The 13530-nt window shown below is 67.8% G+C and carries 9 protein-coding genes; all 9 read left to right on the top strand.

What is annotated here, in order from left to right:
• Nucleotides 1-8: 8 nt before the first annotated feature.
• Complete coding sequence (locus ACE026_RS17005; RefSeq protein ID WP_481524662.1) at nucleotides 9-536, top strand: hypothetical protein; 528 nt, start codon at nucleotides 9-11, stop codon at nucleotides 534-536.
• A 231-nt stretch (nucleotides 537-767) separates the two neighbouring features.
• Nucleotides 768-2324 carry a glycogen synthase GlgA gene (gene glgA, locus ACE026_RS17000; protein ID WP_481524663.1) on the top strand — a complete coding sequence of 519 codons (1557 nt, stop codon included), beginning with the start codon at nucleotides 768-770 and terminating at the stop codon, nucleotides 2322-2324.
• Nucleotides 2321-4558 (top strand): 1,4-alpha-glucan branching protein GlgB, encoded by a 2238-nt coding sequence (gene glgB, locus ACE026_RS16995; protein WP_481524664.1) that lies wholly within the window; start codon nucleotides 2321-2323, stop codon nucleotides 4556-4558. Before glgA ends, glgB begins: the two co-directional genes overlap by 4 nt.
• Nucleotides 4555-6288 (top strand): malto-oligosyltrehalose trehalohydrolase, encoded by a 1734-nt coding sequence (treZ, locus tag ACE026_RS16990; protein WP_481524665.1) that lies wholly within the window; start codon nucleotides 4555-4557, stop codon nucleotides 6286-6288. Before glgB ends, treZ begins: the two co-directional genes overlap by 4 nt.
• Nucleotides 6285-8204, top strand: a complete 1920-nt coding sequence (gene malQ, locus ACE026_RS16985) for a 4-alpha-glucanotransferase (RefSeq protein WP_486040010.1) — start codon at nucleotides 6285-6287, stop codon at nucleotides 8202-8204. The genes treZ and malQ overlap by 4 nt, the downstream gene beginning before the upstream one ends.
• On the top strand, nucleotides 8201-10765 hold the full coding sequence (gene treY / locus ACE026_RS16980; protein ID WP_481524667.1) for a malto-oligosyltrehalose synthase: 2565 nt from the start codon (nucleotides 8201-8203) through the stop codon (nucleotides 10763-10765). Before malQ ends, treY begins: the two co-directional genes overlap by 4 nt.
• 10 nt (nucleotides 10766-10775) lie before the next feature.
• Nucleotides 10776-10940 carry a DUF2934 domain-containing protein gene (locus tag ACE026_RS16975; protein WP_141056944.1) on the top strand — a complete coding sequence of 55 codons (165 nt, stop codon included), beginning with the start codon at nucleotides 10776-10778 and terminating at the stop codon, nucleotides 10938-10940.
• Nucleotides 10937-13054, top strand: a complete 2118-nt coding sequence (gene glgX / locus ACE026_RS16970; protein ID WP_486040009.1) for a glycogen debranching protein GlgX — start codon at nucleotides 10937-10939, stop codon at nucleotides 13052-13054. Before ACE026_RS16975 ends, glgX begins: the two co-directional genes overlap by 4 nt.
• A 141-nt stretch (nucleotides 13055-13195) precedes the next feature.
• Entirely contained in the window at nucleotides 13196-13498 is a 303-nt protein-coding gene (locus tag ACE026_RS16965; protein WP_141056946.1) for a KGG domain-containing protein, read from the top strand.
• Nucleotides 13499-13530 lie beyond the last annotated feature (32 nt).

Here is a 13530-nt window from a genome sequence, read left to right as displayed (position 1 = left end):
ATGACGCGATGAAGGATTCGATACATGCAGGTGCGCCTGGCCCTTCAAACGGCGCAGTGCATCCTGGGCCGAGCGACGCGCTGGCGTCGAAGCCACAATCCGCGCCCGCCGATTGGTTTCTGCAGTCACTGATCAGCCTGATCAACCACCGCCCCCACCTGCGGCTTGATGTCGTACTGCACGTGGGCGGAATGGCGGTGAGTGGAACCATGGTCGCCGGCACCGCTTACTTCGAACGCTTTGCGCGTGCCTTTCCGGACGCACTGGACCTGGTCGACCAGGCGCAGCGGCAGACAGCGCACGACAGTATTGCCATGCACGCAGCACGGTATGGAATGCGCAACGCGGATGACAGTGTGGATCCACCTGATTACGTTCATCTGATCGATGCGCAGGTGATCCCGCGTGCATCGGAAGGCACGGTAGATGCGCCGGTCGGCGTGCCATTGTGGAGGGGCAGGGTGCACGCGGTGGATGGCTTCCAGCTACGTTGCCGTAGCGCAGTCCCGGATTCCGGCAGGGGGAACGACCCCTGAGCCAGGCCGCTTGCTGTAGCGCGTGACTGGCACGCAAAGAACGCGAGCGCACGAGTCACATGTTTGTCGCGTTTGTTTCACGAGCCTTCCATCAGGTCCAGCAGTAAATTCCACGCCAAGGGCACAGGTCCGCATGCAACAGGACGGGCGCAGTGTCCACAACGATTTCCGGCACCACGCCGTGGCGTTCGTTTCCGGTCCCGTTCGCTCCCCCTACCCGAGAGTGCTCCCATGTCGCGCCTGCGTCAGCCGTGCCTGCCCGTTTCTCCGCCCGTGCCACCGCCGCCTCCCTTTGCCGAGGCCTGCTCCCACGCGCAGCTGGACCGCCGTCGCCCTGACGCGCCGTCAGTGGATGCGCAACTTCAGGCGGCGCGCCGCGCGCTGTTTGTCACCTCGGAGATGGCCGACTTCATCAAGGCCGGCGGGTTGGGTGATGTGGCCGCCTCCCTGCCACGGGCGTTGCGTGGTCGCTCCGATGTGCGCGTGCTGATTCCCGGTTACGCGGCGGTGCTTGCAGGTGTCCCGGTGCTGCGCAGGGTGGGGCACGTACCCGGGGTCGCCGGTATTCCCGCCTGCGACATCGGGGAGGCGGTGACCGGCGACGGCCTGCCCGTGTACGTGCTGCTCTGCCCGACGCTGTACCAGCGCGACGGCAGCCCGTATGTGGATGGCAGCGGCCACGACTGGGCCGACAATGCGATCCGGTTTGCCGCGCTGTCACGGGCGGCGGCGATGATGGCCTGCGGCGCGGCCGGCCTGGACTGGGTGCCGCAGCTGCTGCACCTCAATGACTGGCCCTGTGCCCTTGCGGCTGCCTACCTGCGCTGGCAGCACTCGCCCGTCCCGGCGCTGTTGACCATCCACAACCTCGCGTACCAGGGGTTGTTTCCGCTAGCGGCGGCGTCGCTGCTGGGGATCACGGCCGAACAGCGCGACAGCATCGTCTTCCATGGGCAGTTGTCATTCCTGCAGGCCGGCATCGTTCATGCCGACCAGGTCAATACGGTGAGCATCAGCTACGCGCGCCAGATCACCGGCCCGGAGCAGGGCTGCGGACTGGACGCGCTGCTGGCCCGGCATGCGGACGGCGGGCGGTTGAGCGGCATCGTCAACGGCATTGACAGCAGCTGGGACCCGCGCCACGACCAGCACCTGTGCGAACACTTCGACCTGCACCGATGGGCTGGGCGCGCGGCCAACAAGCGCCGGGTCCAGCAACGGTTCGGTCTGCCACATCGCAAGGGGCCCCTATTCGCCGTTGTGTCGCGACTGGTGCATCAGAAGGGCGTGGATCTCAGCTGCGCGGTGGCGCCCCAGATCGCTGCAGCCGGTGGCCAGCTGGTGATCATCGGCGGAGGTGAGCCGATGATTGAGGCACAGGTGGCCGCCCTGTCGCGTCGGTACCCGACCTGTGTCGGCGTACAGCCGGGCTTCGACGAAGCGCTGGCGCGGCAGATGTTCGCCGGCGCGGACTTCCTGCTGATGCCCTCGCGTTTCGAACCCTGCGGTCTGAGCCAGATGTACGCGCAGCGTTTTGGCTGCCTGCCCATTGCGCACGCCACCGGCGGGCTCATCGATACCATCGAGGATGGCGTCACTGGCCTGTTGTTCGACCAGGCCGAGGCCGATGCCCTGCGTCGCTGCGTGCAGCGCGCTTTCCGCATCCATCGCATCCCCGAGCTGTTGGCGGCCATGCGTCGGGCGGCGATGCTCCGGCCCAGCAGCTGGGAGACGGCCGGCACGCACTACCTGCACCTGTATGACCGGGTGATGGAGCGCTGCGCATGAGCGAGGGCGCACCACATGTCTACGACGGCGGCCCGGCCCATCCACCGCTGGGTGCGGGCGCGGCCCTGGCCGTCAACGACGAGGCCTTGAACGCGCTTGTCCAAGGCGCACCCTGCGATGCGTTCGCCGTACTGGGGCCGCACCGCGTGGGTCCCGGCTGGCGGTTGCGGGTATTCATGCCCGGGGCGGCCAGGGTGCAGGTCCGGCCTCCCGGTGGCGGCTGGATTGCATTGGCGCCCGGCCCGTTACCGGGTCTGTTCGAAATGGACGCGCCCTGCGCACCCGGCAGCTTGCTGCGGGTGCACTGGTCGGACGGCCGATGCCAGCAGTTCGAGGACGCCTATGCGTTCGGGCCGCAGCTGGACGACGCTGCAACGCAGCGCTTGCGGGCCGGCGATCCGGACGCGGTACGGCAGTGGCTGGGCGCTCACTCGACCTGCTGCAACGGTGTATCAGGCATCCGTTTCGCGGTCTGGGCGCCCAATGCGCAGCGGGTGGCACTGGTCGGGGATTTCAATGGCTGGGATGCGCGCCGCCTGCCCATGCGGCTGCACCCTCACGCTGGCGTGTGGGAGCTTTTCGTGCCCGGCCTGACGGTTGGACAGCACTACAAGTACGTCCTCACAGCCGGCGACGGCAGCATGGCGCTCAAGGCCGACCCGGTCGGGCGTGCGTACGAACTGCCGCCAGCGACGGCCTCGGTGATCACGGGCGCGCAACCTTACGCATGGCATGACGCGGACTGGTTGGCGCAGCGGAAGCCGGCCGTGGACCAGGCCATTGCGATCTATGAAGTCCACGCAGGTTCCTGGCGCCGCGACGCGCAAGGACAGCCGCTGGACTGGTGCGCACTGGGTGACCAGCTCATCCCCTACGTTAAGGCGCTGGGCTTTACCCACATCGAATTGCTGCCCATCAGTGAGCATCCTTTCGGAGGCTCCTGGGGCTACCAGCCGCTGGGGCTGTTCGCCCCGACTGCGCGGCACGGTGAGGCGCATGACTTCGCGCGGTTCGTCGACCGCTGCCATCAGGCAGGGCTTGGCGTGATCATCGACTGGGTCGGCGCGCATTTCCCTGCCGATGCCCATGGCATGCAACGCTTCGATGGCACCGCGCTGTATGAGCATGACGATCCCCGGCTGGGCGTCCACCCGGACTGGAACACGCTGATCTACAACTATGGGCGCGCGGAAGTAGGTGCATTCCTGATCGCCAGTGCGCTGGAATGGATCGAGCGCTTCCATGTCGACGGGCTGCGGGTGGATGCCGTGGCATCGATGCTCTACCGTGACTACAGCCGCCCGGAGGGCCAGTGGTTGCCCAACGCCCTGGGCGGCCGTGAGAACCTGGAAGCGGTCGCGTTCCTGCGCCGGTTCAACGACGCCATCGCCGCGCGCTTTCCCGACGTAGTGGTGATGGCCGAGGAATCCACGGCATGGCCGGGTGTGACCGCGCCGACAGCCGACGGTGGCCTGGGCTTTACCCACAAATGGAACATGGGCTGGATGCACGACATGCTCTGCTACCTGGAGCGCGACCCGATCCATCGCAGCCACCACCATGGCGAGATCACCTTCAGTGCGCTGTATGCCTTCTCTGAACGCTTCGTCCTTCCGCTATCGCACGACGAAGTGGTGCATGGCAAGGGTTCATTGGTGGGAAGGATGCCCGGTGACCGCGCTCAGCAGCTGGCCAATCTGCGTGCCTGTTACGGGTTCATGTGGGCTCACCCGGGCAGCAAACTGCTTTTCATGGGCGGTGAATTTGCCCAGCCGGCCGAATGGAACCATGACGGACAGCTGGACTGGGCCGTAGCCGCCGAGCCCGCGCATGCGGGCGTGGCGCGGCTGGTGGCCGACTTGAACCGGTTGTTGGCGACTGAGCCGGCCTTGGCACAAGGCAATGACGATGAAGCCAGCTTTGAATGGAGCGTCGGCGATGATCGCTGCAACAGTGTGCTGGCGTTCCTCCGCCGGCCGTCGTGTTCAGGCGCGACGCCGCTGCTGGTGGTCTGCAACTTCACCCCGGTCGTGCGCCACGGCTATCTGGTGGGCGTGCCTGCCGCAGGCGGGTGGGACGAGGTGCTCAACACCGACAGTGCGTTCTACGGCGGCAGCAACATCGGGAACGGAGGCCGCCTGCATGCGGTCGAGCAGCCGATGCATGGCCACCCCCAGGCGCTGTCGCTGACGTTGCCACCGCTGGCGACGGTGTACCTGAGGCCACGCCCATGAGCACCGCACAGCGATGGGGGGCCTGGCCACTGGGCGACGGCCAGTGGTCATTCGCCCTGTGGGCACCGGCAGCCCAGCGCGTCGAGCTGATCCTGGAGGGCGAAGCGCTGCCGATGCCGGCCATGGGCGACGGCTGGTTCGCCACGCAGCTTGCGGCCCACGCGGGCGCCCACTATCGCTTCCGCATCGACGGCAGCATCAGCATTGCCGACCCGGCTTCGCGCTGGCAACCGGAGGGGGCGTGCGGCCCAAGTGCCCTGCTGGCAACCGACTACGCCTGGCAGCACCCGTGGCGCGGCCGTCCCTGGCGCGAGGCGGTAATCTACGAGCTGCATGTCGGTGCGGCCGCGGGCACCTACGCGTCGGTTGGTGAGCAGTTGCCCGCGTTGGCGGCGTTGGGCGTCACGGCGTTGGAGTTGATGCCCGTGGCCAGCTTTCCGGGCAACCGCAACTGGGGCTACGACGGCGTGCTGCACTACGCACCTGCGGCCGCTTACGGTGACCCGGCCGACCTGAAGGCACTGGTGGACCGCGCGCATGGTCTGGGCATGATGGTGCTGCTGGATGTGGTCTACAACCACTTTGGCCCGGAGGGCAATCCGCTTTCGGCAGTGGCGCCGGCGTTCTACCGCACCGATGTGACAACCCCCTGGGGGGATGCCATCGACTTCCGGCAGCCCGCGGTGCAGCGCTATTTCATCGATAACGCGTTGATGTGGCTGGACGAGTACCAGTTTGACGGCCTGCGGCTGGACGCGGTGCATGCGATACAGCCGCGCAGCTTCCTGCATGCGCTGCAGGCGCAGGTGCGTGCCGCGCTGCCGGGGCGTCACGTGCATCTGGTGCTGGAAAACGAAGACAACCAGGCTTCGCTGCTGGCCAACGGCTTCACCGCACAGTGGAACGACGATTTCCACAATGCCCTGCATGTCCTGCTCACCGGCGAGGACGAAGGCTACTACCGTGATTACGCCGATGGCCCCGCCGAACACCTCCGACGTGTGTTGGCCGAAGGCTTCGCCTGGCAGGGCGAGGTCAACCACGCCGGACGTCGCCGTGGTGAGCCGAGCGCTGGCCTGCTGCCGGAGCGGTTCGTGGTGTTCAGCCAGAACCACGATCAGGTAGGTAACCGGGCGCACGGCGAGCGGCTGGTAACGCTGGTGGGACAACGCCGTGCATCGCTTGCGGTCGCATTGACCGCGCTGACGCCCATGGTGCCGTTGTTCTTCATGGGCGAGCCTTGGGGGGCGTCGACGCCCTTCCTGTTCTTCACCGACTACCGTCCTCCGCTTGACGCGGTGGTCCGCGAAGGCCGCCGGGCCGAGTTCGCCCCGTTCAGCGCTTACCAAGACAGCGCCGAGCGTGCGGCAATTGCCGACCCCAACGCGGTTGCCACATTCGAGCATTCGCGCTGCGCCTGGCCGGCGGCCGATGACGCAGATGCGGCGGTGTGGCTGGACTGGTTCCGCGCGCTGTTGGCCATCCGCGCGCGGTGGCTTTCCACCGCCAGCCACGTGGCATCGCTTGATGCCCACCTGGTGGCGCCGCGCGCGCTATGCGCCGGCTGGCAGGTGGATGAGCAGCAGTGGTGGTTGGCGATCAACGTGGGCAGTGACGAGGTGCAACTGACGCCGACGCCGGGCGACGTGGTATTCCGCATTGGCGCGCCGCTGCCGGATGGACGGCTGGCCCCTGACTCGCTCGTCGCATGGGTGGGCCCCCTGCCATGAACAATGTGCCTTCGCTCACCGAACTGGCCGGCGCCGCTGGCCTCTGTTGCACCTGGACCGACGTGAATGGCCAGAGCCGACGCGTGGCCGACGCTACCCTAGCCGAGGTACTGCGGGCGCTGGGGTTCCCGGCCGCAACCGCGGCTCAGCGTCGTGAGGCAATGCACCAGGCCGTCGGGAGCGTAGCGCCGCCGCTGCGGACGTGCCAGGTACAGGAATGGCTGGAGATCGGGGCGGCCGAGGCGGCCTGCGAATGGCAGCACGAGGACGGCAGCGTGGTGGCCGGGCGGACGGACGCAGCAGGCAGCGTGCAGGCACCTGGCCGACCCGGCTACTGGCTGTTGCGGCAGGGCACTGCCGAACTGCGTGTAGCGGTCGCACCACCGCGCTGTTTCGGCATGTGCGATGCGCTGGGACCGCAAGGACGGGGCTGGGGCCTTGTGCTGCAGGCCTACGCTGCGCGTGGCGAGCATGACGCCGGGATGGGCGATACGGCTGCCTGCGGCGAATGGGCGTGGCGCGCCGCGGGCGCCGGGGCCGACGCGCTGGCGCTGGGGCCGGTGCACGCCGCCGGTGTGATTGATGCCGGGTTCAGCCCCTATTCCCCGAGTGACCGACGCTTTCTGGAACCGTTGTATGCCGCGCCGGTCGAGCTGCTGGGAGATGGCGCGCGCGCGGCACTGATGGGCGACCCGGATCTGCGCGGCGAACTGGAGCGCCTTGAGCAGGGCGACTATATCGACTGGCCCGCCACCGCGGCGGCCAAGTGGCGCTGGCTGGCCCGGGTCCACCGCGCCTGCGGGCAGGCCGCGCCCGACGTAATGACGGACCTGCAGCGCTATGAGCGCGATGGCGGACCGGCACTGGCCGCACACGTCGCCTTCATGCATACCCGGCATGGCCACAACCCGGCCGTGTACCTGTTCGCCCAATGGCTTGCCACGCGTGGCTGGCAGCGCGTGCACGATGGCGCACGGCGTGCCGGCATGAAGATCGGACTGATCGCCGACCTCGCCATTGGCTTCGATCCGCACGGTGCCGAAGCCCATGCCGCGGGCGACACGGCACTGCACGGGCTGTTGCTGGGCGCACCGCCGGACCCGTTCTGTGCGGCGGGCCAGGTATGGGGTATTACCAGCTATTCCCCGACAGGGTTGGCCAGCCGTGGCTTCCTGCCCTTCATCCAGTTGCTGCGTGCGGTCATGCATGATCGCGGCGGAGTCCGTATCGATCACATCCTCGGGCTGCAGCGGTTGTGGGTAGTGCCCGGCGGCGCGGACGCGGGGGAGGGCGCCTACCTGCGCTATCCGGTACGCGATCTGCTCAACCTGGTTGCGATCGAGTCCTGGCGGCAGCGCTGCATCGTCATCGGGGAGGACCTTGGCCTGGTGTCGCCGGACATCCGCACGCTGTTGGCCAGGCGCGGCGTGCTCGGAACCGACGTGCTTGCCTTCTGTCGTGACGCCGCCGGCGCGTTCCTGCCCCCGCAGGCGTGGCGCCGCGATGCGGTAGCCATGACCGGCACTCACGATCTGCCCACCCTGGTGGGTTGGCGGCGGGGCTGCGACCTGCGCTGGCGCGAGCGGCTCGGGCAGCTGGACGCGTCCAAGCTGCGCCACGAACAAATGCAGCGGCGGCATGACGTGGCACAGCTTGATCGCGTGCTGCCGATTGGATCCCACAAGGATGCCGCTGCCGTCCGGCTGGCCGCGCTGCGCCATGTGGCGTCCAGCGCTGCGCCGCTTGCATTGGTGCCGGTGGAGGACGCGCTGGGCCTCGATCAGCAGGTGAACCTGCCTGGCACTGTTGACCAACATCCCAACTGGCGCCGGCGCCTGCCACGGCGCCTGGGTGGAACAGCCCTGCAGGAGGCGATGGCGTGCATGGCCGAGGTGCGCAGGAAGCACAGCCCATGACACCGGTACGCGCGACCGCGCGGCTGCAGTTGCATGCCGGGTTCACGTTGGCCGACGCTGCTCACCAGGTGGACTATTACGCGCGCCTGGGCATCAGCCATCTGTACCTGTCGCCGGTGACGCGCGCCGTTCCCGGGTCCACCCACGGTTACGATGGCGTGGACCCGACCACGGTGAGCGATGCGCTGGGCGGGGAGGCGGCGTTGCGCGCGCTGTCCCGCCAGGCCCGTGCGCACGGCATGGGGCTGGTGCTGGATATCGTGCCGAATCATCTGGCCGCCCATCCGGACAACCGCTGGTGGTGGGATGTACTGGCGCACGGACGCGGCAGCCGCTACGCCAGCTGGTTCGACATCGACTGGCGCGCGCCCGGTGCCAACGGCCGCGTCATCCTGCCCGTGCTGGACCGCCCGCTGGCGGCCGCCCTGGATGACGCCGTGCTGCGGCTGGCCACGCGCGATGGCGGGGTGGTGCTCATGCATCACGACGTTATGCTGCCGCTGACCCTGCCCGTGTCGGCGGAGGGTGCCGGCGGCGACGCTCTCGCGGCGCGTTGCGCGGCCCTCAATGCGCGCGTATCGAGCGCAGACCCGGACTGGCGCGCATTGCTTGAGGCGCAGGCTTACCGGCTTACATGGTGGCGCCAGGGCGACGACCGGCTGAATTACCGGCGTTTCTTCACCATCGCCAGCCTGGTGGCACTGCAGGTGCAGCACGCGGATGTGTACCAGGCGGTGCACCGCCTGCCGTTGTCGCTGCTGGAAGCCGGGATCATCGACGGTCTGCGCGTGGACCATGTCGACGGATTGGTGGACCCGCGTGGCTACCTGGCGCGGCTTCGCCGGGACATGGCGCAGGCCTGTGCGCGGCGGGGGGCTTCGCCGCTGCTGTGGGTGGAGAAGATCCTGGCGCCGGACGAATCCCTGCCTGACGACTGGTCCTGCGACGGCACCACCGGCTACGACTTCATGGACCAGGTGTCTGCGTGGCTGCATGACGCACGCGGGCAGACACCGCTGGCCCGGCATTGGCACCGCGCCTCCGGACGACCGTCGTGCTTTGCCACGGTTGAGCAGGCGTGCAGGCGCGAGGTGTTGCAGACGGGCCTGCGCAGCGAGCGGGATGCCACGCTGGCCGTGGTGCGTCGCCTCGGCCGCGCTGGCCACCTGGACACTGCAGCGCTGGGCGCGCCGGTGGTGGAGCGTGCCATGACCGAGCTGCTGGTGCATTTCCCGGTGTATCGCAGCTATGTGCATGGCCGGCGGCACGCCCCAGGTGATCGCGCGAGCTGGGCGCAGGCAGTGGAGGCGGTCGAACGAAGCACGCCCGAAGACACGGCGCGGGTGGCCCGGCACCTGGCAGACTGGTTCTGGGGTGACGCTGAGGCGCCCGCACCGAAGCGTGTGCGCGACCGGTTGCGTCGGCGAATCCAGGCACTGAGCGCTCCGCTGAACGCCAAGGCGGTGGAAGACCGCGCGTTCTACCGCCATGGCGTACTACTGTCACGCAACGAAGTGGGCAGCGACCCGGACCGGTTCGCCCTCGACACGGCGCAGATGCACGCCTGCGCCCTCGCCAGGCGCGAACGCCACCCCCACGCACTGCTGGCCACCGCCACCCACGACCACAAGCGTGGCGAAGACGCGCGGGCCCGGTTGGCCGTGCTGTCGGAGCGACCGCTGTGGTGGGTGCGGCAGACCGGCGTGCTGCGGCGGCTGGCTACGCGCAGCGGCATGCCGTTGCCCCCGCCGGACGTGGAGCAGATGCTCTGGCAAACGCTCGTGGGCGCATGGCCGGTAGCGCCGGTCGACCTGTCGTGGTTCACCGCGCGCATCGTGCAATGGCAGACCAAGGCGCTGCGTGAGGCCGCGCTGTACTCCAGTTGGGCCGATCCTGTGGAAGCGGTGGAGCGGGATGTGAAAGCGTTCGTGGAGGGCGTGCTGCTTTTGCCGCGCGGCGAACCGATACGGCGGCGTCTGCACCACTGCGTCAGCGCGGTGGCGGCGGCCGGCGCGCGCAATGCCCTGGCCCAGACCGCGCTGCGGCTGACCCTGCCGGGAGTGCCGGACCTGTACCAGGGCACCGAAGGCTGGGACCTGTCGCTGGTGGATCCGGACAACCGCCAGGATGTGGACTACCCGCTGCGCCGCGGCTGGCTGGACGACACACGCACGTGGTCGCACCTGCTCCAGCACTGGCAGGACGGCGCGGTGAAGGCGCGCCTGGTGCAACGGTTGTTGGATTGCCGGGCACAGCAGCCCGCGCTGTTCGCCCAGGGCGACTACCAGCCCCTTCAGGTCCCCGCGCGCGTGCCGCTGCTGGCATTTTCCCGCCAGCACGGCCAGGCACGGCTCCTCGTGCTGGTGGCCAGGCACACCCATCGCAGCCCCGCAGTTTTCGGTGCCGGGCTCGCCGATTCGCACTGCCGCGGCGCGGCGCTGCAGGTTCCACCGGGCCGGTATCGCAACGTGCTGACCGGCGCCACGATCGACGCCGGGCGACGGCCCGTGCGCCTGCGCACCTTGCTGGGCGGCAGCCCGGTGGCCATTTACCTACGTTGACAGGAGACCCATGGACGACGTGCAGAAGCAGTACCGGACCCAGGAGCTGGCCAGGCAGATCTGGGAAGCCGAAGGGCGACCAGACGGGCAGGCCGACCGGCATTGGCGCATGGCAGAGCAACTGGTCGCCGCCGAAATCGAAGCGGCCCAGCACGACCAGGCGCCGCAGGCATGACCCGCGCCGCCGTGGGAGCCCGTTCGCGCGTGCGACAAGGTCAGCCGTTTCCGCTGGGTGCCACCTGGGACGGTATGGGCGTGAACTTCGCCCTGTACAGCCGGCACGCCACCAAGGTTGAGCTGTGTCTGTTCAACGCACGTGGCCGGGAGGTGGAGCGGATCGCACTGCCTGAATACACCGACGAGGTGTGGCACGGCTACCTGCCCGATGCCCGGCCCGGCATGCGCTACGGCTACCGGGTGCATGGGCCGTATGCGCCGGATGCCGGACACCGGTTCAATCCGCACAAGCTGGTACTCGACCCTTACGCGAAGCAACTCGTGGGCGACATCAAATGGGCGCCCCATCTGTTCGGTTACACGATCGGGCACAAGGACGCCGACCTGAGCATGGACCGCCGCGACAGCGCGCCGTACATGCCACGATGCGTGGTGGTCGATCCGGCCTATACCTGGGGTCGTGACCGGCGCCCCTGTACGCCTTGGGACCGGTCGGTGATCTACGAAGGCCACGTGCGCGGCCTGTCGATGCAGCTGCCTTCGGTGCCGGACGCCCTGCGGGGACGGTTCTCAGCGGTGCACGCCGACGAACTGGTCGACCACCTCCGGTACCTGGGCGTGACCGCGCTGGAGTTGTTGCCCGTGCACGCACACGCCGATGATCAGTATCTGGTCGAGCGTGGCCTGAGCAACTACTGGGGTTACAACACCCTGGGTTTTTTCGCCCCCCACCCGGGCTTCCTGTCCGGAACGGACATCGCTGAATTCAAGCAGATGGTCGCCGGGCTGCACCACGCCGGGCTCGAGGTGATCCTGGACGTGGTCTACAACCACACCGCCGAAGGCAACGAACTGGGCCCGACCCTGTCGTTCAAAGGCATCGACAATGCCAGCTACTACCGGCTTGCCGACGACCGCCGTTACTACATCAATGACACCGGCACCGGGAACACCTTCGACCTGACCAACGCCGGTGCATTGCGCATGGTCATGGACTCGTTGCGATACTGGGTGCAGGACATGCACGTGGATGGCTTCCGCTTCGACCTGGCCACCATCCTGGGGCGCGAGCGCGCCGGTTTCGACCCCTCCAGCAGCTTCCTCGACGCGGTACGCCAGGATCCCGTTCTGAGCCAGGTGAAGTTGATTGCCGAACCATGGGATATCGGGCCGGGCGGCTACCAGCTGGGCCGGTTCCCGCCGGGCTGGTCGGAATGGAACGACCGGTTTCGCGACACCATGCGCGCGTTCTGGCGAGGCGACGAAGGACAGTTGTCGGACTTCGCCACGCGGTTGATGGGCTCGGCCGATCTGTTCTCGCACCTGGGGCGCCGCCCGTCGGCGTCGGTGAATTTCGTTACTGCCCACGATGGATTTACCCTGCACGATCTGGTCAGTTACAACGACAAGCACAACAACGCCAATGGTGAAGATGGCCAGGATGGCAGCGACAACAACCTGTCGTGGAACCATGGCGTTGAGGGTCCCACCGACGACCCGGACGTGCGCGCGCTGCGCCAACGGCAGGTGCGCAACCTGTTGGCCAGCCTCATATTCTCCCAAGGGACGCCCATGCTGCTGGCCGGCGATGAATTCGGACATGGGCAAAACGGCAACAACAATGCCTATTGCCAGGACAACCCGTTGACATGGTTGGACTGGGAGCGCGCCCAGAACGCGGAAGGTCGCTCGCTCAGCGCGTTCGTCCGCCGACTGCTGGCGTTGCGACGCCGCTACCCCCAGCTGCGTCGCAGCCGCTTCCTGCAGGCGCGCGACGCGCACGCTGAAGAGGGCGTACACTGGTACCGCGCCGACGGGCAGCCAATGACCGTGGACGACTGGAATGATCCCCAGGCGCGCAGTCTGATGCTTGAGCTGCCCGCAGCGTTGGACGCCGGGCAGACGTCCCGCCAGACAAGCCTGCTGTTGTTGATCAATGCGGGTGCCACGGAGCAACGCTTCATGCCGCCAGCGCTGGATGCCGGTCGTTGGAAAATCATGATCAGCAGTGCGGCTGCGGCTGCGGCGACGGAGATCGGCGACGACGGTTCGGTCGTGTTGGTCGACCGCGCGCTGATGCTGCTTGCACGACGTCATGCTGCGGAACGCTGAAGCGTCCGTGTCATGATGTCGTGGACTACTGCCGCGTCCGGTATCACGTTTCATCCTCATGCGCTCGACGGGGTTTTCAAGCATCGCGCTCTACGCTGGATACGTCGGCAGTCCCGCCGACTTCTACGCTAGGAGAACGAAATGGCAAACAGCAACAACCAGTCCAATCGTGGCTTCGCTGGCATGGACGAAGACAAGCAGCGTGAGATCGCCGCGCAGGGCGGTCGCGCCGCGCACGAGTCTGGCAACGCGCATGAATTCACTTCTGAGGAAGCACGCGAAGCAGGTCGCAAGGGCGGCGAGGCCGTGAGCCAGGACCGCGAACACATGTCCGAGATCGGCCAGAAGGGCGGTCAGCAGCGCCAGGACGATGGCGGCAACCAGGGCAACAACCAGGGTAACAACCAGGGTGGTCGTCAGCAGGGCGGTCGCCAGCAGAAGTAACCCCTGAGCATCACCCGTTGGGGGGGGGGGGG

Source organism: Stenotrophomonas sp. AGC87 (genome assembly GCF_057333975.1).
This window is presented reverse-complemented; position numbering and strand designations above follow the sequence as displayed.